Source organism: Paraglaciecola sp. (genome assembly GCF_039942875.1).
In the GTDB taxonomy this organism is placed as follows: Bacteria; Pseudomonadota; Gammaproteobacteria; order Enterobacterales; family Alteromonadaceae; genus Paraglaciecola.
The window spans coordinates 214,751-236,872 of the sequence record NZ_JBDVBQ010000024.1; the positions used below are offsets into that span (position 1 = coordinate 214,751).

The window sequence follows — 22,122 nt, forward strand, 5'->3', positions numbered from 1 at the left end:
CACTTTAGAATATTTGGGTTTAAATTAATGGCTAAATTTGCTGCGGTGAAATATTACAGTTTTTGAATAGCTCTTGCCAAAATCTTAAATGCTCTGTCATTGCATTTGAATATTCATCAAACCCTAAAGTGTGTTGGGTGTGAATATATTGTTTAAAGCTTGGAGAAAGGTGAGGGTGGTTTACTAGCTCTTCAAATGTTGGTGTGAGTTGATAGTGATAATGGTTTAGTTGCCCTGCGATAGGCTGTATTTTTTCTATAAAAAACAATCTGAATACGTTGGTGAGGTAGTCAAGCTTTTCATTTTTTTTGCCACTTTTGCATTGTAATTGAGATGCTTGGTTTTGTAGCCAGCTCGTTAGTTGGTCTAGCTGTATGCCAATTAATAGTTGTGTGTGCCACATTCTTGCAGGTAACGGGCTGTCTAATAATTGTTTTAATTGGGATTCCAATTTTGCGTTTGCACTATGGTTGTTGGTTGATAGTTTTATTAAATAGTCTACAGCTGTTTTTGTTTCATTTAAACCGTCACTAGGAGTGCCATAAATGAAGCCTGTGTTTGTTGCTAAGCTGTGTTTTATTTCATGGCTGGTTTGTATCAGATTGGCCCATACTTTAGGCCGTTGTTTTTCTTTTAATGTTAACCAATCTGTTAGCTTAGATTGTAATTGTGGATCTGTGGTCTCGATTAGGCATGCTTGTAGTGCATTAATTAGCTCTGCCTCATACATATAACGTGTTGATGGGAGTTGTATTCGCCCAAGAACAGTGTTGCGCTGGGCCACTAGTGAGTATAGTTCACAATGTTTAAGGCCATAAAAATCAGTAAGCTTGATGGTAGTAGTGGGGATATTTTGCTGCAAACTGGTGATTTTAGGGTAGGGCGGAAGGCTTACTTGCAGCAGTTGCTGTGGTTCGGCTTCAAGTATGTTTGCCATACGTTTAGCGTATTCGTATAGATGGTCGTCTATAGTATCGGCACGATTACACGCTAATAACACGCACCCTAAGGCGGTGAGTGTTGTTAACTGTATTAAATGTGCTACGCCTTTGTATGTGAAGATAAACTGCGCCCTCCATCTACTGCTAGGATTTGTCCCGTTACATAAGATGCGTCGATTAAAAAGGCAATAGCATCCGCAATATCTTGCATATGCCCTAAACGCTGTAAAGGAATTTGTTTTAATATTTGTTGTTTATCATCTGGTTTTAACTCTGTTTCGGGCCACAATATTGCGCCAGGGGCTATTCCATTCACCCTTATCTTAGGGGCAAGTTCTATAGCTAGGGATTGAGTCATAGTGACAAGGGCTGATTTAGCCATGCAATAAAGTGTATGGCTTTTTAATGGTTTAGCCGCATGAATGTCGACCATATTGAGGATCACTCCATTATTTAACGCCAGTGTGTTTGCACAATATTGAGATAAGAATAATGGCCCTTGCATATTGCTACCGACTAAACTGAACCAGTCTTCTGCAGAGATACTGCCTATTGGTGTGGGGTAAAAAGATGATGCGTTATTAATAAGTACATCTAAACGCCCAAAGGCATTGATAGCCTGTTTTCCAATCCTCTCAACAGCTGTTATATCTGACAAACTTCCTTGAACAAGTGCTGTTGAGTTAGGTCTGATTGCATTCAATTGCTGGCTAAGAGCTTCAGCTTCTACTTTGGATTTATCAAAATGAATTACGATGTTTGAACCTAATGAGTGCAGATGCTTTGCTGTATGCGCACCCAGTCGTTTAGCACTGCCCGTAATAAAGGTAACTTTGTCTTTCATTAAATGTCATTAATTAAGTGGAAACCAGAAGGATATATCTGAATAAAGTCAAAGACTAGGGGATTCTCTTTAACAACATTACCCATAAAAATATTACGCGAATTTTCAATAACTTAATATTTAAGGAGGAGTGAGGGGGGATTTACTATTTGTATACCTTGTAGTTCTATGAATAGTTATACATAGAACTACAAGGTATTAAATTATGGGTTTGTCTAAAGACTTAGTGGCGGCTTCTTCAACTCCTCTTATATTGTCAATTTTAAATAAGGGCGAAAGTTACGGTTATGGGATTATCCAACAAGTGCATGATATGTCAGATGGAGACATTTCTTGGGCAGACGGCATGTTGTATCCCATTTTGCATCGCTTAGAAAAAAAAGAATGGATCGAATCATTTTGGGGAAAAGCTGAAACGGGTCGTAAACGTAAATATTATCGTTTGTGCAAAGCTGGGCTTGATGAGTTGAAGCTACAACGAAAGCAATGGAAGCAATTGTCAAATATGATCAGTCAATTGGAGGGGTAACAATGTTCAATTTAGATTTAGCGGTACACCAGTGGTATGCTGAGGTTTTGAGTTCTTATTCCATTAAGAATAGAAAAATAGATGAGTTGAAAGACCATCTATATTGTTTAATAGAAAAGCATGTAGGTGATGGTTTAAGCGAGCAAGATGCCTTTTCAGAAGCCGTTAAAAATATTGGTACCCAAGAGGAATTAAAATCTATGTTTGACCAAGACTTAACTTGGCTTAATAGATTGTGTACTTTCGAATATGGCTCAATAGCCAATCACTCACAACTAGGAGAATCCCCTATGAAGTTATATAAAAATATTCAAATTACTCAGGCTATACTCTGGGCAGCTGCATTATTGGCTAGCGCTTGGGTTCTCCAAGGAAGTGAACAAGCTTACACAGTGACTATGTTGATATTATTGCCTTTAGCAACGGTAAGTATTTTATCGATACGTAAACATTCTTCAAAACGTACCTAAGTAAGCTGACGGCAACTACTTTGCCTATAGTAATGGTTTCTAATGAGAAGAGCTCTCGGCTCCTTTCGGTTGGTATTTCTCTAAAGGCATTATTTCTTTGAGGCTAAGTAGCGTGTTGTATAGTGAATTAACCAATTCTCTATTGGCCAAAAATGTAGGCAGCTTGCCACCTGGATCTCCTCCGCCTTGATAACTCACTTCTGTCATACCGTTTGATATGGGGGTGGCTTTCCAAATGCCATGCATCTTTTTCATCCTAACAAATTTGGTGTGTTCAGGTATTGCTTGGTTTTTGTCTGTTAATTCTATAGTGACAGAATCATTTATAAAAGAAGTGGTGGAGTAGGTCACCATGTCACGGTCTCTTACTGGCCATGGTGCATCGAAAAAAGTATTCACTAGGCTTTCGGTTGCCGATACTTTTTCCAATATACTGACTGCAATACAGTTGTGGATCCACTTGGGACACGCTTCTATATCGTCAAATAATGCAACCAATGCTAAAGGGGGCGCCTGAACTTGGGTTTTAGCGAGTACTTGATCGTATCCAGACTCAGTTTTTTGACTATAAACACTAACATTATGTTTTTGTTTTTTTAGGTTCCAAGCCTCAGCGTATGTTTGATTGCTTAGTATTGAACACATTGAGAGTATTAGGTAAGCCACTGTTTTTGATGTTGAGCATTGCATCGATAAACCTTATCTCGTTATAATATGTGCCGCTTTGATAGTAGCAGAGCGTATTTGTTATAAGCACCCTTTTTGGGTGTTTTTTATTTTTATCAATCGGTTTAAAAATATAAAACTGATTCAAAATATTCGCATGTGGCGCTTGGTAGGTGTCACCACTGCATTAAGGATTTTATATGCCCGTAATTACTCTCCCCGATGGCAGTCAACGCCAATTTGATCACGCAGTTTCTGTACTTGATGTTGCAAACGATATAGGCCCAGGTTTAGCTAAGGCTACAATAGCCGGCAAAGTAGACGGCGTTCGCGTTGATGCTTGTGACCTTATTGAGCAAGATGCAAAACTACAGATTATTACAGCAAAAGATGAAGATGGTCTTGAAATTATTCGTCACTCTTGTGCGCATTTAATTGGTCATGCAATTAAACAACTGTATCCAGATGTAAAAATGGCAATTGGTCCTACTATTGATAACGGCTTTTATTATGATATCGATATGGAACATTCATTAAACGATGATGACTTAGTAAAAATAGAAAAGCGCATGCTACAACTTGCAAAAACTAATTACCCTGTTGTTAAAAAGGTTGTTAGTTGGCAAGAAGCTCGCGATGCTTTTGAAGCTCGTGGCGAAACGTATAAAATTCAAATTCTTGATGAAAACATCGATAAAGATGACAAACCTGGTTTGTATCATCACGAAGAGTATATCGATATGTGTCGTGGGCCTCATGTCCCTAATATGCGCTTTTGCCAGCACTTCAAAATAATGAAAGTGGCAGGTGCGTATTGGCGTGGCGATAGTGACAATAAAATGTTGCAACGAATTTACGGCACCGCTTGGTCTGATAAAAAACAACTTAAAGCGTACTTGAACCGTTTAGAAGAAGCAGAAAAGCGCGACCACCGTAAAATTGGTAAAGCCTTAGATTTATTCCATTTTCAAGATGAAGCGCCAGGCATGGTGTTTTGGCATGATGCTGGTTGGACTATTTACACTGAACTTGAAAAGTTTGTGCGAACTAAGCTTTCAGAATACGGCTACGGAGAAGTAAAAGGTCCATTAATGATGGACAGAAGCTTATGGGAAAAATCAGGCCATTGGGATAAATTTGGTGATGCCATGTTTACCACTGAATCTGAAAAGCGTGAATATGCTATTAAACCTATGAACTGCCCGGGTCACGTACAAATATTCAACCAAGGCCTTAAGTCTTACCGTGATTTACCACTTCGTATGGCTGAATTTGGCTGTTGTCACCGTAACGAACCATCTGGTGGCTTGCATGGTTTAATGCGAGTTCGTGGTTTTACTCAAGATGATGCCCATGTTTTCTGTACTGAAGAACAAATTCTTGAAGAAGTAGGTAGTTGTATCGATATGATCTACGACGCCTATAAAACTTTCGGTTTTGAAAAAATCGTAGTTAAGCTTTCAACTCGTCCTGAAAAACGCGTAGGTAGTGATGAAGTTTGGGATAAGGCAGAAGCAGAACTGGCAGAAGCGTTAAAGCAAAAAGACATAGAATTTAGTTACCTACCAGGTGAAGGAGCTTTTTATGGTCCTAAAATTGAATTCACTTTATACGATTGCCTAGACAGAGCGTGGCAATGTGGAACTGTGCAACTAGATTTCTCTATGCCTGGTCGTTTAGGTTCAACTTATGTTGCTGAAGATGGTGAGCGTAAAGTTCCAGTTATGATTCACAGGGCTGTTCTTGGCTCTTTAGAGCGTTTTATTGGTATTTTGATTGAGGAATATTCTGGGCTGTTTCCATTATGGTTGGCTCCAACACAAGCTGTTGTGATGAATATTACTGATAAACAGGCCGATTATTCGAATAAAGTAGTGAAAAAGTTAAAAGAAAGTGGATTTAGGGCTAAGTCGGACTTGAGAAATGAGAAGATAGGCTTTAAAATCCGCGAGCACACGCTTAGGCGTGTCCCATATTTGCTTGTTGTTGGCGATAAAGAGATGGAAAGTGGGGAAATCGCAGTACGTTCGCGTAAAGGTGATGACCTCGGGAAAATGTCTATAGATGCGTTTATAGAGATGGCCATGTTAGAAGTCAACAGCAAAGCTATTTGATTAATCTTTTGGAGGAATAACATATTAAAGGCGCTAACATGAAGGCTAAAGATTCGAACAAAGCTCGAATCAATGAAGAAATTACATTAAATGAGGTTCGTTTAGTAGGTAAAGATGGTGAACCATTAGGCGTTGTGTCTATAACAGAAGCCATGGGAACCGCTGAACAAGCAAATTTAGATTTGGTTGAAATTAGCCCTAATGCTGAGCCGCCAGTATGTAAAGTAATGGATTATGGTAAGTTCTTGTTTGAAAAAAGCAAGACACTTAAAGAGCAAAAGAAGAAGCAAAAGCAAATTCAGGTCAAGGAGATTAAATTTCGCCCTGGCACTGATGAAGGCGATTACCAGGTAAAACTGCGCAACCTGCGTCGCTTTCTAGAAGCGGGTGACAAGGCCAAAGTAACGATACGTTTTCGCGGTCGAGAAATGGCGCACCAAGAAATTGGCATAGAACAGCTAAAGCGTGTAAGAGCGGATTTAGAAGATATTGCTAACTGCGAGTCTTTCCCACATAGGGTTGAGGGTCGTCAGATGATCATGGTGCTTGCCCCAATTAAGAAGTAGTTAAGGTTTACAAGTAGTTCGGACTCTGCCCCCGTCCTCACCTTGCTGCTAAACATGAAACTTAGACTTTGCGTTTCTGCAAAACAAAAAGTCATTAACAATGCGGAGTTTTAGCAATGCCTAAAATGAAATCCAACAGTGGAGCAGCCAAGCGTTTTAGAAAAACCGCTTCTGGTCGCTTTAAAAGCAAACAGTCTCACTTGCGTCATATTTTGACCAAGAAGAGTTCTAAGCGTAAACGTCACTTACGTGGCAAAAAACTAGCCCATGTGGCTGACACTGCGTTGATTCAACGCATGTTACCTTACGTTTAAGACAGGAGACTAGAAAATGGCAAGAGTAAAACGTGGTGTTGTTGCACGTGCCCGACATAAAAAGGTACTGAAGCAAGCCAAAGGTTATTATGGAGCTCGTAGTAGAGTTTATCGTGTTGCTGTACAAGCAGTAACAAAAGCTGGTCAATATGCATACCGTGACCGTCGTCAACGTAAACGTCAATTCCGTCAATTGTGGATTGCACGTATAAACGCGGCGTCTCGTCAAAATGGTTTGTCTTACAGCCGTTTCATCAATGGTTTGAAAAAAGCCTCTGTTGAAATCGATCGTAAGATTTTAGCCGATATTGCGGTACATGATAAAAATGCATTTAGCGCATTAGTAGATGCTGCTAAAGGTGCATTAGCTTAATTCTTTAAACAATTAAGTTTAAGTTCTTTCAGGAAACGGCGAGCCAGGATGGTTCGCCGTTTTTCTTTGTGCGTTTTAAAGTTAAAGCCTGCGGCTTAGTCTAGGAAATAAAACTCCATTCAAGGAGTTGGGTGGCTTTATTCAATATAGCACTAACTCAATACTCTAAATATACTCCCTTTCTTTTTTGCCGATAAATACCTTCGAATAATTATTATCCAATGTACCTAATTGGATTTAGATGTTTTCGAATGCTTAAAGCCTGTAAACCCTAGTATTCGCAAGTTCACTTTGAATATTCAATTTAAAACAAAAAACCTTTAAAAATCCGTAGTTTCCGCATATTTCGTATAGCCTGACTATATAGCTTTCGTGTAGAATTACCGGTTCTTAAAATGTCTGTTCATATGCTGTCACTTTATGGCCAGATTTAATATACAAATTGTAATTCGAGGAAACTATGGATCTTGATGCCATAATCAAAGAGGCCGAAACACAAATTAACCTTGCACAAGATGTAAATACTCTTGATGGGGTACGTGTGGAGTTCATGGGTAAAAGAGGTCGAATGACAGAGTTACTTAAAGGTTTAGGTAAACTGTCGAATGAAGAACGCCCAGCCGCAGGCCAAAAAATCAATATGGCCAAGCAACAAATTCAAAAGTTAATTCAAGCTAGAGGTGATACCTTACGCACTCAAGAGTTAAATCAGAAATTAGCTGCTGAAACCATAGACGTTACTTTACCGGGTAGAGGCCAAAGTCGCGGTGGCTTACACCCAGTGACACGTACTATTAATCGTATAGAAAGCTTTTTTAATGAATTGGGCTTTAGTGTTAAAACCGGCCCAGAAGTAGAAGATGGGTTCCATAATTTTGATGCTTTAAATATCCCAGCTAATCACCCAGCAAGAGCGGATCACGATACTTTTTATTTTAATCCTGATGTTATGTTACGTACTCAAACCTCTGGTGTACAAATACGTACAATGGAACATGAACAGCCGCCCTTACGAATCATTTCTCCCGGTCGAGTTTATCGAAATGATTATGATCAAACCCATACGCCTATGTTTCATCAGGTAGAAGGTTTGATGGTTGATAAAAATGTAAGTTTTGCTGAGTTAAAAGGGATCTTACATGATTTCTTAAACAACTTTTTCGAGCAAGATTTACAAGTCAGATTTCGCCCTTCCTACTTTCCATTTACAGAGCCTTCAGCAGAAGTAGACGTAATGGGTAAAAACGGCAAATGGTTAGAGGTACTAGGGTGCGGCATGGTACATCCTAATGTATTGAAAGCGGTTAATATCGATCCTGAAGTCTATACCGGTTTTGCTTTCGGTATGGGCGTAGAACGTTTAACTATGTTGCGTTACGAAGTGAATGATTTACGCGCCTTTTTTGAAAACGATCTTCGTTTCCTCAAGCAGTTTAATTAGGTCGAGCTAAGAATATGAAATTTAGTGAAAAGTGGTTAAGAGAGTGGGTTAATCCTGCAATTTCTACTGAAGAGTTATCAGAGCTGTTAAGCATGGCTGGCCTTGAAGTTGATGGGGTTGAAGCGGTAGCTGGAGAGTTTTCAGGTGTAGTAGTGGGTGAGGTGGTTGCATGTGGCCAGCACCCAGATGCAGATAAACTGCAGGTGACAAAAGTTAATGTTGGTGAAGATGAGCTACTCGATATTGTTTGTGGCGCACCTAATTGCCGTAAAGGTCTTAAGGTTGCAGTGGCAAAAGTTGGCGCGGTATTACCTGGTAACTTTAAAATCAAAAAAGCCAAATTAAGAGGGCAACCATCGTTTGGAATGTTATGTAGCTTTTCTGAGCTAGGTATATCTGATGATCACGACGGCATTTTAGAATTGCCACAAGATGCTGAAGTTGCCAAAGACATCAGAGAGTGCCTAGAGCTTGACGATGTATCAATTGAAGTGGATTTAACACCAAACAGAGCTGATTGTCTTGGAATAAAAGGCTTGGCCCGTGAAGTAGGTGTGTTAAATCAAGTTTCAGTTACTGAGCCAGAGGTTACCGATGTTGCGGTAAATATTGAAGATACTCGTAGTATAGTTTTAGAAGCGCCAGAGGCCTGCCCAAGATATCTAGGGCGCGTAATCAAGAATATTAACGTTAGTGCATCTTCACCTTTATGGCTGGTTGAAAAGCTACGTCGTTCAGGGATTAGAAGTATTGACCCTGTGGTTGATGTGACTAATTTTGTATTACTAGAGTTAGGTCACCCAATGCACGCTTTTGATAATGATAAAGTGGTGGGCGACGTAATTGTACGTTTAGCTCATGATGCTGAAAAACTGACATTGTTAGATGGCAATGATGTGTCATTACAAAGCAACACTCTTGTTATTGCTGATAGTGAAAAAGCGTTAGCTATGGCCGGTATTTTCGGTGGCCAAGAGTCAGGGGTGACAGCCGAAACTAAAGATATATTTTTAGAAAGTGCATTTTTTGATCCCGATTTAATTATGGGTAAAGCCCGTCAATACGGATTACATACTGACGCATCACACCGCTATGAAAGAGGGGTTGACCCTCAGTTACAAAAAGTCGCAATGGAAAGAGCAAGTTCGCTACTACTTGAAATTGTTGGCGGAGAAGCTGGACCAATTGTTGAAGCTGTGGCTGAATCTCATGTACCACAGAGTCGTTCAGTGACACTGAGGCACAGCCGTTTAACCAAAGTACTTGGTATCGAAATTGCTTCTGATAAAGTGACAGATATCATTGAACGTTTAGGGTTTGGGATTTCATTCGACAGTCAAGTTTGGCAGGTAAGTGTTCCGCCTTATCGTTTTGATATCAGTATTGAAGAAGACTTAATTGAAGAAGTAGCTCGTGTGTATGGTTACAATAGTATCCCGCACATCGCTCCAGTTTCTAGTTTGCAAATGTCTAAGCATCAAGAGCAGAAAGTACAATTAAGTGAACTGAAAAGCAGTTTAGTAGAAAGTGATTATCAAGAAGCAATTACGTATTCCTTTATTGATCCTAAGGTCCAGTCTGCTTTATATCCTGATGTACAAGGTTTGGCGTTGCCTCATCCTATCTCATCTGAAATGTCGACGATGCGAGTGAGTTTATGGACCGGTTTACTGCAAGCTGTGTCTTATAACCAAAAGCGTCAACAGCCTAGAGTGAGATTATTTGAATCAGGCTTACGATTTATACCTGACACCACTGAAAAAACTGGCGTGAAGCAAGAGCTTGTTATCAGTGGTGTAGTGGCAGGACCTGTAACAGATGAAAGTTGGGATAATACAACTAAAGCGGTTGATTTTTACGACGTTAAAGCTGATGTTGAAAATTTACTTGATACAGCTGGTGTAACCGATTTTAGGTTTGAATTGTGTGCTCATAGTGCATTGCATCCGGGACAAAGTGCCGCCATTTTTGTGGAAGAAAGTCTAGTGGGTTATTTAGGGGCGGTTCATCCACAATTTGAAAAATTACTGGGGCTACATGGCCGAACATTTGTATTTGAACTTGAAATTGCAGCCTTAGGCCTTAAAAAGTTACCTGTTGCGGAAGAAATTTCAAAATTTCCTGCAAATAGACGTGACATTGCAATTGTTGTAGACAATGATAAAGTAGTAGGTGATATATTGAATTGCATAGAAAAATCTAGCGCAAATCAATTGGTTGGCCTAAACTTGTTCGATGTATATACAGGTAGCGGAATTGCAGAAGGAAAGAAAAGTTTAGCAATTTCACTTACTTTACAGGACAAAACTAGAACACTAGAAGAAAACGATATTCAGGCAGCGGTTGATGATATTTTAGCTGTTCTGTCTGAAAAGTTTGAAGCATCTTTGAGGGATTGACGGTATGGCGTTAACCAAAGCCGAAATGGCAGAACATTTATTTGAAAAACTAGGGATTAATAAGCGCGATGCTAAAGATCTTGTTGAGACTTTTTTTGAAGAAGTGCGTGAAGCCCTAGAGTCAGGTGAACAAGTAAAATTGTCAGGCTTTGGTAACTTTGACTTAAGGGAAAAAAGTGAAAGGCCAGGAAGAAACCCAAAAACAGGGGAAGATATTCCGATTAAGGCTAGAAGGGTTGTAACTTTTAGGCCGGGCCAAAAACTTAAAAGTAGGGTAGAGAGCTCTAAACCTACAGATTAAAATATTTTGATTATAAAAAAACCGGTTAAGGTGAATACCTTAACCGGTTTTTTATGATGCTATTTTTTATAAAACAGACACTAAAGCCTTAGCTAAGGCGTCTACGTTAGTTTTACTGATCCCCGCAATATTTACTCTGCTTGAACCCACAAAATAAACACTGTGTTGGTCTCTTACTGCTTGAACTTGTTCAGGCGTGATACATAAGAATGAGAACATACCTTTTTGTTTCTTAACAAATTCAAAGTCTTTAGTTGCACCATACTCGTTCATCTTTGCAACTAATAATGAACGTAAGTCTTGCATACGGGTACGCATTTCTTCAACTTCTGCCATCCATTCATTTTTCAACGTTTCATCATTTAGAATGATGTCAACTAAAGCACCGCCATATGAAGGGGGCATTGAATAGATACCACGAGCAATCGCTTGAATTTGAGTTTGTATCGCCTGTCGAGTTTTAGTGTTTGCTGTCACCATAACCGCTATACCTACTCTCTCACGGTATAAACCGAAGTTTTTAGAACAAGAGGCCGCAATTAGCACTTCTGGTAGGTTGTTAACTAATAAACGCATACCGTAGGCATCTTCTTCTAGTCCGTCACCAAAACCTTGATAGGCAGTATCTACGAAAGGAATGAAGCCTGTTTTTTGCGCTAACTCTAAAACCACTTGCCATTGTTCTTTACTTAGATCTGCACCAGTAGGGTTATGGCAGCAGCCGTGTAATAATACTATGTCACCTTTTTTTACTTTGCCTAGGCAGTCAGCCATGGCGTCAAAATTGATAGATGCGTTTGATTTATCAAAATATGGGTAAGTTTCTAGCTTCAGTCCTGCATTACCAATCAAAGGAATATGATTCGCCCAGGTTGGATCACTCACCCATACAGTTGTGTTTTCGTCACAACGTTTTATGAGCTCTGCTAAAATACGCAGCGCTCCACATCCACCAGGTGCTTGAACTGCAGCTATACGGTCAGCTAATAATACTGGGTTACCTTTTCCCAGCATTAGTTCTAACATGCCGTCAATATAACCTTGTACGCCCTGTGGCGTAATATAGGTCTTTGAGTCTTCTTTACCCAATAAAATAGTTTGAGCTTTAGCTACTGAGGTAAGAATGGGTGTATGGCCTTGTTCGTCTTTATAAACGCCAACACCTAAGTCAATTTTATGTGGATTAGTATCAGCTTTGAACGCCGTGGATAAACCTAAAATAGGGTCGGCTGGAAGTTGCGGCAATACGTCAAACATGATGTTCCTTAAATGATCTTTAAAAAAGGGCTGAATAAGCGCGTATTATGACATCGCGCCTTGAAAAAACGAGTTGATTTTGCACTAATTTATATTGAAATTAAAATTTCTACTGGAAGTACAATTTGCTTCACTATCATAAGTCTTTTCGTGCCAAAAAACATTTTGGTTTTTATCAACTTTTAAAACAGTGGATGAACGCGTTCCGTAGTCTTTTCCTTTAATAAAGATAGAAGATACATAACGTTCCCATTCTATTGAGACCCCTGTTTTTGGAAGTTCTTCATCGGGCGCTTTAGAGGTATCTAATAGCAGTTCAAATAAAATATTAGAGTGAATGTCATGGCCATCCTTACAATAGGCTTCAAGAGCGGCTACGCCTTTATTAATTTTAGGCCAAGGACTATTTAAATCTGCATTAGACAGGCCGTAATATCCATCTGTTAAAGCTTGTAATTCGTTATTGTGATTATTGTATACAGCTAAGCTGTTCCATTTACCAAATAAAAGGTTGTAACCATTGTAGTTTTGCCTAGTACTAGACAGTTGTTCTTTGTAATTATCAATGGGCTGTTTTAAAAAGTGACTGACTAACTCACCTCGAGAAACTGCATCTGGGTTCACTTTTTCAGGGTTACGAATATTCGTTAAAGAGGCTAAATAACCTTGTTTGTTGATCCCCATCCAAGTGCCGCCAGCCACTCTATCTTGACCGGCTAATATTTGCTGATTTGGCGGCCAAAAATGAGACTCTGTGGTTTCTCGATTAAAAAACTCATCGCGGTTAGCAGCAATGACTAAGGGGTAGTCTTTATGCTGATTAACCGCTACAAATAAAATACACATTGATTAAGCTGGCCTTACAACTATTTAGTTTTTAGATTATCAACTTCGATAAACAAGTTTTCTGTTTTTTCAACAAATTCTTGAGTATCAATACTACCCGTTAAATTATAGGTCGGGGGTAATAATATTGGGTCGTATATTGGACGAGGGTTAAAGTCTCCGCTGTTTAAAAATCCTAATACATAAATCGGTGCGATGATCGTGGTGGTCATTAAAAATGATATGATATTTCTGCGTCTATTGGTTTGGTGAAAACCAATAAATAAGGTCAACCAAATAAACCCAGCCGTCAGACCTGCTAACAACAACAGCTCAAACCATGCAAACCAAGCGCCGGGGTGAATATTAAATATCACCACATTTTTACTTAATAGCAGTAGGTTAACGAATAAAAACATCATTAACGTTAAATTGACCTGATTAGTTAAGTGGCTTTCTTTTTTGACGACTTTTGCAAGTACCGCAAAACATAAAGGCCATAAACAATAAGCAGCTAATTGTCCAAGCTCAGTGGGTAAGGCTTTAAGTATATTAAATTCATTTACGCTGCTAAAAAACTGTAGTGCTAACATCAAGCCTAAACACATAAAGGACAAAGCGACAGCAAGGGGGGCTCTGTTTAGCCAACTTAAGTTTTCTTCTAATTCACTTAGGGGAATAGCTTCTGCCAATGGGGCTTTTGTATCGATAATTCTTAAGCGAGTTCGGCCGACTTTAATAATATCTTGGGGGTTCAGCTTCGCTTGAGTAACAAACTTGTTATTTACTTTTATGCCGTTTGCAGATTTGCAGTCGTTGACCATAAGTAGACCTGATTCAGGGTCCATGGCAACTAACATATGGCTAGGGCAGACGTAAGGATCATCAAGACGTAAATCATTATTAAAATCACGACCTACATTCACATAATCTTGTTCAAATTTAAAATGTTTGAGTGGGATATTTTTTCGAGATAAAAGCTCTAAAACTATTGCCATGATATTGCATCCATAAATTTTTGAGAGAATGCCAAAGCAGAGTCTTTGGTCACGCCGGCTAGAGTGTAGTGGCTTAATAAACCTTTATTTTGATGATCGATGCTGGCCCCAACAAATAACACATCATACAATTCATCAAATTCCTTGTAAGCTCTCACGCAAAATACCGTTTTATTAGTAACGCCATGGCGATTTGTTACTTTATCTTCTTCACATTCAAAGTTCGTTACATCATCTTTAGAGGCATTGTTACTCGGACCTGCACCGGTAATACTTTGAGTGAAAAAGTTATAAAAGCGATGTTTTCCAAGTGATTTTCCATCTAACCACTCAAATTCAAGTTCTAAACCTCCGGTACGTAATCCGCTGTGAACATAAATTTGCTCGTCAAGTTGGCAACGACTTTCTACTGATAAATACAATGCTTCTCTGTCACTAGTATTTGAGCCACCCCAGCAGGAAATGAACTCAGTAATATTAGCGGGTACTAATGCCTCTCCCAAAATACTGGTGGGCCAGTCTCGCATTTTTAATCTATCAATAAGTACTTGCTGGTTGGCTTTTATCTGCTGTTGCAGGCGAGGCTTTAGTTGCTGGTTACTAAGAGGCTCTGCATGCTGACTTTCCAATAAACCCATTACTTTTGATAAGGGAATTAAAAAGCCTATTTGGTTTCCAGCTGTTGCTACATTAACCCCCATTACTTCACCTAAGTCATTGACAACTGGGCCTCCACTCATTCCTGGGTTAATTGATCCGGTAAAGTGTATGCGTTGGTAAAAACTATTTTTCTTTAATCCATTAAAGGTGCCTGGAACCACTATCATGCCTAAGTCATGGGGGTTGCCTAAAGAATATATATCGCTGCCTTGCTCCGGTAAGGATGATGCAATTGGAAAAGCTGCCTCATCAGCTAGTTGTAACTTTCTGACTAAGGCTAGGTCATTAACAACATCTATATCAACTAACTGCAATTGACCTTCAGAACCATCATTTGCCATATATTCAATGCGAAATTTATCTGGGTTGTAAACATACTCAGAAACAACATGATAATTAGTGACAATGTTACCTTCGAGATCAATTTGAAATCCTGAGCCAATAGATGACTTATTGCCTGATTCAAGTTCGATAATTTTTATTTGATATAAAGCGGTTCGATGTTGCCCAAAAAGGCTTTGAGCTGTTTGTTGGCTATGCACAATGGGACTAAGCAAACATAACAAAAATATAAAAACTTTCAATATATGGCTTCCAATGAAAATGAAGTGGAGCTCATGCGGACATTAGTTTTCAAGTTAACAGGAATGTTTACAGATGACATAACGACTTGCATGAGCAATTATCCCCCTAGTGTAAATTGCACACGAGCATATTGAAATGGTTGATAGTATAAATACCGTAATTCTTTATATAGACTTGCTTAAATTTCTATAATTAATGGCTATCTGTTTTACAATAATATTTGAGAACGCTATTAACACTCGAACGTATTAAGTGATGGTTATCAATTTATTGACTCCATAAACTTTTTTATAAGTAAAAACAGATCAAATTTGGTGCTTTTATAAATTTAAGTAACAATACCTCTAGTTAATAAGATAATTTGCCACTTAGGTAATATAAGTGGGTTAAATCACATAAAGTACATTCACTAATATCGTGCCAGCCACGGAGAGAAAAGATTGAAAAATAAAGGTTTTACTACCCGTCTAGTACATGCAGACCGCATGGTAAATGCACCAGAAAGTGGTGCGGTGCATCAAGCGACTACCAACTCAGTATTATTTGAGTTTAAAGAAGCTCAAGATATTGTTGATGTATTCCAAGGTAAAAAAACTGGACATGTCTATGGACGTTCATCCACAGGTTCTAATGTGGCACTTCAAAATATACTTAACCATTTAGAAAATGGGGTGGGGGCGATAACGTTTGCGACGGGCATGGCTGCTATAACTGCAACTATGCTTAGCTTATTTAAAGCTGGCGACCATATAATAGTGAGCCATTTTTTATTTGGTAACACCCGTAGCCTGATTGAAACCATGGAGTCTTTAGGCATTGAAATCAGCTTTGTAGACGTGACCGATGTCCAAAACGTAAAGTCCGCCTTAACAATCAATACTAAAGCAGTGTATTTAGAAACTATCGCTAATCCTGTTACCCAAGTCGCGGATTTAAGGGCAATAGGGCAATTATGCCAAGCTGAAAACATCCTGTTTTTAGTTGATAACACTATGACACCAGCAAATATGTTTGATGCGAAATCTGTACTAGCATCTCTTACTATTGGCTCATTAACAAAGTACATAGCTGGACACGGCAATGTGTTAGGTGGCGCTGTAGTGGATACTGGTGTATTTGATTGGGAAAGCTTTGAGAATATCCTGCCAATATACCACGGTGATGATATTGCTCAGTGGGGGTTAACTCAAATTAAAAAGCGGGGTTTACGTGACATGGGCGGGACATTATCACCCACCTCTGCCCATGCAATTTCTGTAGGGTTAGAAACATTAGCATTACGCACTGATAAAACCTGTGAAAATGCCATGCGCTTAGCTTCATATCTACACGGTCATGAACATGTAGCTGCAGTTTATTATCCTGGTTTGGCTGATCACCCTCAACACTTTTTAGCCAGAGAACATTTCAAAGGATACGGCGGTATTCTAAGTTTTGATTTGACAGATGATATTGATCCTATCGATTTTTTAAATGCATTGGATCTGGTAATTTGTGCTACCCATTTAGGTGATACTCGTACTTTGGCACTCCCTGTTGCTTCAACTATTTATTTTGAATGCACGGCTGAACAAAGGCAACAAATGAATGTGAGTGATAATATGATAAGAATGTCCATCGGTATCGAAGATATCGATGACCTAGTATCAGATTTTGAACAAGCATTCGCGCAGTTCTAAGCGCGAATACAGTGGTGCCGAATATGCCTTACTCAAGGCGTATTTAGTTCCATTTATCAGGATTCTCTTCAGGTTGACAGCGCTAACTTCTAACTTCATTTTTATCTGTTTTTTTAGCAAACGTTAAGTACTTGTCTTTAAAATAATTAGCAGGTGTTGCAAGGTATATCTCAAGCTTATATTCTAAATTTAAGCTTAAAAATAATAACAATAAAATTAGGAGCTATTATGCACAGACGAGATTTTTTATTTGGTGGCAGTACAGCTGTCGCGGCTTTATCCTTAGGGGGATTAAGTGGTTGTACAACTGCTCCAAGTCAGTCACATGTGTTCAGTAAGTATAGCCAAGTCCAACCCATTGGTTCGCCCATAACGCCCATACATTCAAGTTTAGACAGAGTAACTCGTTCGGTTGTAGGCTTACGACCTTTTCGTAAACCCGGGCCAAGGCTTGAAGCCACTACCATGGGTAATAAATATTTAGTGCATAATTATGGCCACGGTGGTGGTGGTGTGTCTTTATCATGGGGCGTGGCTGAAATATCAGCCGGTTTGATACGCCAGCAGGGAGCTCCTGATGTGGGGGTCCTTGGTTCAGGCGTTATTGGTTTATCTACCGCTCTTGAATTACAACGTTCTGGCGTTAACGTCACTATTTATGCAAAAGACTTTCCTCCTTACACTACTTCAAATATCGCAGGGGCAATGTGGCATCCAGTTACCTTGTTTGAGCAAGATCAAGTTTCGCCACAGACAATGAGTATGCTGCATTTAGCCGCCCAAATCGCTTTTAAACGGTTTATTACCTACGCTAACGACATGCGTTATGGCGTAACTTGGATACGTCAACATAGCTTAAGTAATAAACCTATGGATACCAGCCAAGCCTACATAGGTAGTGATGCACTTTACCCAGGTTTAGTGCGCAATCAATCAAGTCAAAATGCTATGTTTGGAATGCCTTATTACGATGCTTATTACACTCTGATGATAGATCCAGATATTTATCTTAGGGCATTGGTAAGTGATTTTAGAAGTGCCGGTGGAACTATGGTTGAACAGAACTTTGAAAGTCCAGACGACATTGCTAAATTACCTCAATCGTCGATTGTGAATTGCATGGGGTTAGGAGCTGGTAAAGTCTTTAATGATGAATCAATTATTCCGGCCCGTGGGCAGTTAAGCTTTTTATTACCTCAATCGAATATCGATTATGGCTATGCCATGATGCACCCAAATCATGGGTTACTGTATAGCTTCCCTCGTAAAACAGGGGTGTTAATTGGTGGTTCAGTCGGCAAAGGAGATTGGAATACAAGGGTAGATGAAAGCGAAGTACAACGTATGGTAAACGGACACGCCATGCTAGCTAACTTAGCTAATACCTAAGATTTATGTGTATGGGTGAGCTTTGGTAGCCTAGAAATCGGTATGCATAGCTAATTAGGGAAGACTCGCTATAAATTAGTTTTCATATAGCTCCAGAGGTAAACCATCAGGGTCGCTAAAAAATGTAAATTTTTTCTGGGTATATTCATCTATTCTGATGGGCTCTACTTCAATTGATTGATTCTGTAAGTACTCTGATATGACTTCAACTGACTCTACGGTAAATGCTAAATGGCGCAAGCCTTGTGCCTCAGGATAACTAGGTCTTGCAGGGGCATTATTGAAGGAGAATAGCTCTATTTTCCCACCATCGGGCAACTCTAAATCTAATTTATATGAATCTCGTGCTTCTCTGTAATGTTCGGCAATAATTTTCAACCCTAATATTGAGACATAAAAGTGTTTAGACTTTTTATAGTTAGAACAAATAATTGCAGCGTGGTGAATTGACTTAAGCATGGTAGAACTCTTAATAACAATATGAATAAGGTAGAGAATATAAAAAGTTTTTAGCTCTATTTTATTGTAATTACAAGCTATATTGCCAAGTCTAAATTAACACTTCACACTAAGACTATTGAGAGTACACAAATACACTTTATGCTTAAATTAACAAAACATAAATTAGCTTCCTTGGTATTTTGGTGGCTGGTTATCATTCCAGCTATTCCCTTTGTTCTAGTGACAATAGGGATATCGATTTATGTATATTGGCCCCGTGATTTTTCTTCGGTGAGTGAGTTTCAGATTGCAAAGGGAACACAATACATAACCTTGTCAGCACATGGTGTGAATGATTCTCCTAGTAGTTGGAGTGATGAATTACAGCAAGCTATGACAGCAGAAATCTATCCTCAATTGCAGTCTGTTAATCAGCATCATCAAAGTATTGATTGGCAAGACTATTCAGATAATGTGTTTTTATGCTCGGTTGCGGGTAAAAAAATTGGTTTGGAAATAGGCGAGCGCCTGGCTGAGGTATTAAGTCTTAAAGCAATCCACGCAGTAGGCCATAGTTGTGGTTCGTTTGTTGTGTTAGGAATATGTGAAGGGCTGAAATCAATGAATTCAAATATACTGGTACAAACTAGCTATTTAGACCCAGTATCTGTGTATTCTGGATTTTACTGGGATTATGGAATTGAATACTTTGGGACTTGTGCTGACTTTACCGATAACTATATAGACACCCGTGATACTGTACCCGGTAGTAATATCCCTTTACCCCACGGGTTTACTTTTGATGTTACACTGCTTCAAACACCAGAATATTCTCTAATACCGCCTCATGCTTGGCCAACTCGTTATTATTTAAATGCTTATAAAGCACAGCAGGTTCCGATTTTGTATTTAGGAAATGCAAACACCTTACAAAGCTATAAAAAAGGTGAGTCTTTGGTGCTACATTAAGTTTGTACTCTGTTGTTTCTTTTGAGGGGGGAAGTAATGCGCCAGTGACTGGCGCATAAGTTAAATTAAGGCGTAGCTTGTCGTTATTTCGACGTTTCCAGCTAACATCAACATTACAGAGCAGTATTTTTCGGCAGACAATTGCACAGCCCTAGCAACGATCTTCTCTGATAAGTCGTCTCCAGATACGATATAGTGGGCATGTATTGCTGTAAAGACTCGAGGTGCGTTTTCAGCACGTTTTGTGTCTAACTCGCATACACAACTGTTAATGTGTTTACGAGACTTGCGAAGTATGTCAACTACATCAATTGATGAACATGAGCCAACGGCTAAAAGTACTGATTCCATAGGAGATATACTTTTACTGCTAGCGTCCATCTCTAAGCTATGACCAGTGTCTGTTTCGCCAATAAATTTTAGATTGTCCTGCCAGGTTACGGTTGCTTTCATAAGAATATCTACTTTTCTGCCAATGTTACTTTTTGTTTGTCTAACAAAATACGCTTTTGTTTATACAAAGAGCCCAACGCTTTTTTATAGGTATTTTTACTCACATTAAAGCGTTTTGATATTTCGCCTGCGGGGCTTTTATCCGTTAGAGTTGATAGTCCACCGTGGGCAATGAGATCTTCAATTATTTGCTCTTCTAACGCATTGCGGGCACTTGGGTCATGGAATTGAAAACATAAGTCAATCTTGCCATCTTCACGCACCCTCTTAATATAGCCTTCCATAGAATGACCAACTTTAATTGGGTGAAACACTTCATCTCTAAAAATAAGACCTAGATGAGAGCCATTGATCACCGCTTTGTAACCCATATCTGTTTGTCCACAAATCAATAAATCGACTTTTTGTTTCGCTTGATACAAGCCTGATTCACTATTGGACTCTTCGTATAAAAAGTCACTCAATTTAGTTGATGCAGCCAGTCTGCCTGTTTCTTCATCACAAAAAACATACACCACATATGAAACACCTTCGGCCATGGGGTAATCTTGCTCACTAAAAGGTACTAGTAAATCTTTTTCTAACCCCCAATCTACAAAGGTGCCAACTTTAGTAATACTCACAACTTTTAAAAAAGCACAGTGATCCACCAATACCTTAGGGCGTTTGGTGGTGGCAATAATACGGTCGTCACTGTCGTGGTAGATAAAAACGTTAACCTGATCATCTATCTTACAGTCTAATGGGGCTGATTTGCTTGGTAATAGTATTTGAGTTCCGTCACCGCCATCTAAGTAAAAGCCAAAGGGTACTTCTTTAGAAACGGTTAATGTATGGAATTTTCCGACTTGTAACATAATAGATTCGATTGTGGACTGCTAAATAATGAACCCATTGTACCTGATTTATTATTGAGCCAATACGTTACTAAAAAATAAACACAGTTCAGTTCACTTCTTTTCATGAATTGATTCATGGCATAATTAGGCACCTGCAACCTAAGTTAGTTAAATACAATGGATATGAATACGAATACGGTTTACCTAAATGGTGAATTTATGCCAATGGATCAAGCTAAAATCTCTCCTTTAGACAGAGGCTTTTTGTTTGGCGATGGGATATATGAAGTTGTACCTTCTTATGATGGGAAACTAGTTGGGTTTGCTTTACATATGGAACGTATGCAAAAAGGCTTAGATACCATTGGAATTAAATTATCTAAAACGTTAGATGAGTGGCGAGAGTTATTTGATACGCTTATTAGTGAAAACGGATCTGGAAATCTAGGGGTTTATTTACATGTGAGTAGGGGCGCTGACACAAAGCGTTTTCATGCCTACCCTGATGACGTAACACCTACAGTTTTTGCTTTCGCCTTTGAGATTGCCGCTGCTACAGTGGCTGATAAAAAGTTTGTTAAAAAATTCAAAGTCACTAGCACCGAAGATCTTCGTTGGAAACGCTGCCAAATTAAATCTACTTCACTGCTAGGTAATGTGATGCACTTTCAGCAAGGAATTGATGCCGGTGTAAATGAAATATTGCTACATAACTCCGACGGACATCTAACCGAAGCTGCCGCATGCAATGTATTTATTGTTAAAGATGGAAAGGTCTTTACCCCTCCTTTAGATAACCAAATTTTGGCTGGGGTAACCCGTAACATGTTGTTAGATATTTTGCGTAACCATAGCGATATCGAAGTTCAAGAAGATAGTATTAGTATGGATCAGGTTAGACAGGCTGATGAGGTTTGGTTGACTAGCTCCAGCAAAGAAATTGCACCTGTTGTCGAGTTAGATGGTGAACCCATTGGTGATGGTGAAGTAGGGGCAGTGTGGGAGTTTGCTCAAAGACTGTTTTCTGCGAATAAGTTTTTTTACTAATTTCATATTTTTAAATAATAAG

23 protein-coding genes are annotated in these 22,122 nt (G+C 39.1%); 13 read left to right on the plus strand and 10 right to left on the minus strand.

The window, feature by feature from the left end:
* Positions 1-31: 31 nt before the first annotated feature.
* Together ABJE44_RS07500 and ABJE44_RS07505 are read right to left on the minus strand one after the other, a co-directional pair.
* Complete coding sequence (locus ABJE44_RS07500) at positions 32-1,000, minus strand: DUF3080 family protein (protein WP_348112428.1); 969 nt, start codon at positions 998-1,000, stop codon at positions 32-34.
* Positions 1,001-1,041: 41 nt separating this feature from the next.
* A complete protein-coding gene (locus tag ABJE44_RS07505) occupies positions 1,042-1,785 on the minus strand; it encodes a pteridine reductase (protein WP_348112429.1) in 744 nt (247 codons plus the stop codon).
* Positions 1,786-1,990: 205 nt separating this feature from the next.
* Between ABJE44_RS07505 and ABJE44_RS07510 the strand changes: the two genes are divergently transcribed.
* Positions 1,991-2,314 (plus strand): helix-turn-helix transcriptional regulator, encoded by a 324-nt coding sequence (locus tag ABJE44_RS07510; RefSeq protein WP_348112430.1) that lies wholly within the window; start codon positions 1,991-1,993, stop codon positions 2,312-2,314.
* 2 nt (positions 2,315-2,316) lie between these two features.
* Complete coding sequence (locus ABJE44_RS07515) at positions 2,317-2,784, plus strand: hypothetical protein (protein WP_348112431.1); 468 nt, start codon at positions 2,317-2,319, stop codon at positions 2,782-2,784.
* Positions 2,785-2,823: 39 nt separating this feature from the next.
* On the opposite strand, the gene ABJE44_RS07520 is transcribed toward ABJE44_RS07515, so the two are convergent.
* Entirely contained in the window at positions 2,824-3,474 is a 651-nt protein-coding gene (locus ABJE44_RS07520; RefSeq protein WP_348112432.1) for an START domain-containing protein, read from the minus strand.
* 176 nt (positions 3,475-3,650) lie between these two features.
* Here ABJE44_RS07520 and thrS point away from each other — a divergent pair, with 176 nt between their 5' ends.
* The 7 genes from thrS (at position 3,651) to ihfA (ending at position 10,958) form a co-directional block, all read left to right on the plus strand.
* Positions 3,651-5,564, plus strand: coding sequence for a threonine--tRNA ligase (gene thrS / locus ABJE44_RS07525; RefSeq protein WP_348112433.1), 1,914 nt, complete (start codon positions 3,651-3,653; stop codon positions 5,562-5,564).
* Positions 5,565-5,602: 38 nt separating this feature from the next.
* Positions 5,603-6,130, plus strand: a complete 528-nt coding sequence (gene infC, locus ABJE44_RS07530) for a translation initiation factor IF-3 (RefSeq protein ID WP_348112434.1) — start codon at positions 5,603-5,605, stop codon at positions 6,128-6,130.
* Between the two features lie 116 nt (positions 6,131-6,246).
* The gene (gene rpmI / locus ABJE44_RS07535) at positions 6,247-6,444 is read left to right on the plus strand and encodes a 50S ribosomal protein L35 (protein ID WP_133470421.1); all 198 of its coding nucleotides are present in this window, start codon (positions 6,247-6,249) and stop codon (positions 6,442-6,444) included.
* Positions 6,445-6,460: 16 nt separating this feature from the next.
* Positions 6,461-6,817: a 50S ribosomal protein L20 gene (gene rplT / locus ABJE44_RS07540; RefSeq protein ID WP_133470422.1), complete on the plus strand. Its 357-nt coding sequence runs from the start codon at positions 6,461-6,463 to the stop codon at positions 6,815-6,817.
* 460 nt (positions 6,818-7,277) lie between these two features.
* Positions 7,278-8,258 carry a phenylalanine--tRNA ligase subunit alpha gene (pheS, locus tag ABJE44_RS07545; protein WP_348112435.1) on the plus strand — a complete coding sequence of 327 codons (981 nt, stop codon included), beginning with the start codon at positions 7,278-7,280 and terminating at the stop codon, positions 8,256-8,258.
* A 14-nt stretch (positions 8,259-8,272) separates the two neighbouring features.
* Positions 8,273-10,657: a phenylalanine--tRNA ligase subunit beta gene (gene pheT, locus ABJE44_RS07550; RefSeq protein ID WP_348112436.1), complete on the plus strand. Its 2,385-nt coding sequence runs from the start codon at positions 8,273-8,275 to the stop codon at positions 10,655-10,657.
* A 4-nt stretch (positions 10,658-10,661) separates the two neighbouring features.
* Complete coding sequence (ihfA, locus tag ABJE44_RS07555) at positions 10,662-10,958, plus strand: integration host factor subunit alpha (protein ID WP_133470425.1); 297 nt, start codon at positions 10,662-10,664, stop codon at positions 10,956-10,958.
* Positions 10,959-11,024: 66 nt separating this feature from the next.
* Here ihfA and ABJE44_RS07560 read toward each other — a convergent pair whose 3' ends face one another.
* From ABJE44_RS07560 to ABJE44_RS07575, 4 genes are all read right to left on the minus strand, one after another.
* Positions 11,025-12,215 (minus strand): amino acid aminotransferase, encoded by a 1,191-nt coding sequence (locus tag ABJE44_RS07560; RefSeq protein ID WP_348112437.1) that lies wholly within the window; start codon positions 12,213-12,215, stop codon positions 11,025-11,027.
* 84 nt (positions 12,216-12,299) lie between these two features.
* Entirely contained in the window at positions 12,300-13,061 is a 762-nt protein-coding gene (locus tag ABJE44_RS07565) for an NRDE family protein (protein WP_348112438.1), read from the minus strand.
* Between the two features lie 20 nt (positions 13,062-13,081).
* Positions 13,082-14,038 (minus strand): FHA domain-containing protein, encoded by a 957-nt coding sequence (locus ABJE44_RS07570; RefSeq protein WP_348112439.1) that lies wholly within the window; start codon positions 14,036-14,038, stop codon positions 13,082-13,084.
* Positions 14,029-15,282 carry a serine protease gene (locus ABJE44_RS07575; protein ID WP_348112440.1) on the minus strand — a complete coding sequence of 418 codons (1,254 nt, stop codon included), beginning with the start codon at positions 15,280-15,282 and terminating at the stop codon, positions 14,029-14,031. The genes ABJE44_RS07570 and ABJE44_RS07575 overlap by 10 nt, the downstream gene beginning before the upstream one ends.
* 441 nt (positions 15,283-15,723) lie before the next feature.
* Between ABJE44_RS07575 and ABJE44_RS07580 the strand changes: the two genes are divergently transcribed.
* The gene (locus tag ABJE44_RS07580) at positions 15,724-16,962 is read left to right on the plus strand and encodes a cystathionine gamma-synthase family protein (RefSeq protein WP_348112441.1); all 1,239 of its coding nucleotides are present in this window, start codon (positions 15,724-15,726) and stop codon (positions 16,960-16,962) included.
* Between the two features lie 228 nt (positions 16,963-17,190).
* Positions 17,191-18,351: an FAD-dependent oxidoreductase gene (locus ABJE44_RS07585; RefSeq protein WP_348112442.1), complete on the plus strand. Its 1,161-nt coding sequence runs from the start codon at positions 17,191-17,193 to the stop codon at positions 18,349-18,351.
* A 75-nt stretch (positions 18,352-18,426) separates the two neighbouring features.
* On the opposite strand, the gene ABJE44_RS07590 is transcribed toward ABJE44_RS07585, so the two are convergent.
* On the minus strand, positions 18,427-18,810 hold the full coding sequence (locus tag ABJE44_RS07590; protein WP_348112443.1) for a VOC family protein: 384 nt from the start codon (positions 18,808-18,810) through the stop codon (positions 18,427-18,429).
* Between the two features lie 141 nt (positions 18,811-18,951).
* On the opposite strand from ABJE44_RS07590, the gene ABJE44_RS07595 reads away from it, so the two are divergent.
* On the plus strand, positions 18,952-19,761 hold the full coding sequence (locus ABJE44_RS07595; protein ID WP_348112444.1) for a hypothetical protein: 810 nt from the start codon (positions 18,952-18,954) through the stop codon (positions 19,759-19,761).
* Positions 19,762-19,821: 60 nt separating this feature from the next.
* Here ABJE44_RS07595 and ABJE44_RS07600 read toward each other — a convergent pair whose 3' ends face one another.
* Together ABJE44_RS07600 and ABJE44_RS07605 are read right to left on the minus strand one after the other, a co-directional pair.
* Positions 19,822-20,214, minus strand: coding sequence for an OsmC family protein (locus ABJE44_RS07600; protein WP_348112445.1), 393 nt, complete (start codon positions 20,212-20,214; stop codon positions 19,822-19,824).
* Between the two features lie 8 nt (positions 20,215-20,222).
* Positions 20,223-21,071, minus strand: a complete 849-nt coding sequence (locus ABJE44_RS07605) for a S1-like domain-containing RNA-binding protein (protein ID WP_348112446.1) — start codon at positions 21,069-21,071, stop codon at positions 20,223-20,225.
* A 159-nt stretch (positions 21,072-21,230) separates the two neighbouring features.
* Here ABJE44_RS07605 and ABJE44_RS07610 point away from each other — a divergent pair, with 159 nt between their 5' ends.
* The gene (locus ABJE44_RS07610) at positions 21,231-22,100 is read left to right on the plus strand and encodes an aminotransferase class IV (protein ID WP_348112447.1); all 870 of its coding nucleotides are present in this window, start codon (positions 21,231-21,233) and stop codon (positions 22,098-22,100) included.
* The last annotated feature ends 22 nt before the right edge of the window (positions 22,101-22,122 follow it).

What these genes read in the sequence shown, in the direction of transcription:
- ABJE44_RS07505 (WP_348112429.1), bottom strand. Translation starts at nt 1,785, where the DNA reads ATGAAAGACAAAGTTACCTTTATTACGGGCAGTGCTAAACGACTGGGT.
- ABJE44_RS07510 (WP_348112430.1), top strand. Translation starts at nt 1,991, where the DNA reads ATGGGTTTGTCTAAAGACTTAGTGGCGGCTTCTTCAACTCCTCTTATA.
- ABJE44_RS07515 (WP_348112431.1), top strand. Translation starts at nt 2,317, where the DNA reads ATGTTCAATTTAGATTTAGCGGTACACCAGTGGTATGCTGAGGTTTTG.
- ABJE44_RS07520 (WP_348112432.1), bottom strand. Translation starts at nt 3,474, where the DNA reads ATGCAATGCTCAACATCAAAAACAGTGGCTTACCTAATACTCTCAATG.
- thrS (WP_348112433.1), top strand. Translation starts at nt 3,651, where the DNA reads ATGCCCGTAATTACTCTCCCCGATGGCAGTCAACGCCAATTTGATCAC.
- infC (WP_348112434.1), top strand. Translation starts at nt 5,603, where the DNA reads ATGAAGGCTAAAGATTCGAACAAAGCTCGAATCAATGAAGAAATTACA.
- rpmI (WP_133470421.1), top strand. Translation starts at nt 6,247, where the DNA reads ATGCCTAAAATGAAATCCAACAGTGGAGCAGCCAAGCGTTTTAGAAAA.
- rplT (WP_133470422.1), top strand. Translation starts at nt 6,461, where the DNA reads ATGGCAAGAGTAAAACGTGGTGTTGTTGCACGTGCCCGACATAAAAAG.
- pheS (WP_348112435.1), top strand. Translation starts at nt 7,278, where the DNA reads ATGGATCTTGATGCCATAATCAAAGAGGCCGAAACACAAATTAACCTT.
- pheT (WP_348112436.1), top strand. Translation starts at nt 8,273, where the DNA reads ATGAAATTTAGTGAAAAGTGGTTAAGAGAGTGGGTTAATCCTGCAATT.
- ihfA (WP_133470425.1), top strand. Translation starts at nt 10,662, where the DNA reads ATGGCGTTAACCAAAGCCGAAATGGCAGAACATTTATTTGAAAAACTA.
- ABJE44_RS07560 (WP_348112437.1), bottom strand. Translation starts at nt 12,215, where the DNA reads ATGTTTGACGTATTGCCGCAACTTCCAGCCGACCCTATTTTAGGTTTA.
- ABJE44_RS07565 (WP_348112438.1), bottom strand. Translation starts at nt 13,061, where the DNA reads ATGTGTATTTTATTTGTAGCGGTTAATCAGCATAAAGACTACCCCTTA.
- ABJE44_RS07570 (WP_348112439.1), bottom strand. Translation starts at nt 14,038, where the DNA reads ATGGCAATAGTTTTAGAGCTTTTATCTCGAAAAAATATCCCACTCAAA.
- ABJE44_RS07585 (WP_348112442.1), top strand. Translation starts at nt 17,191, where the DNA reads ATGCACAGACGAGATTTTTTATTTGGTGGCAGTACAGCTGTCGCGGCT.
- ABJE44_RS07590 (WP_348112443.1), bottom strand. Translation starts at nt 18,810, where the DNA reads ATGCTTAAGTCAATTCACCACGCTGCAATTATTTGTTCTAACTATAAA.
- ABJE44_RS07595 (WP_348112444.1), top strand. Translation starts at nt 18,952, where the DNA reads ATGCTTAAATTAACAAAACATAAATTAGCTTCCTTGGTATTTTGGTGG.
- ABJE44_RS07600 (WP_348112445.1), bottom strand. Translation starts at nt 20,214, where the DNA reads ATGAAAGCAACCGTAACCTGGCAGGACAATCTAAAATTTATTGGCGAA.
- ABJE44_RS07605 (WP_348112446.1), bottom strand. Translation starts at nt 21,071, where the DNA reads ATGTTACAAGTCGGAAAATTCCATACATTAACCGTTTCTAAAGAAGTA.
- ABJE44_RS07610 (WP_348112447.1), top strand. Translation starts at nt 21,231, where the DNA reads ATGGATATGAATACGAATACGGTTTACCTAAATGGTGAATTTATGCCA.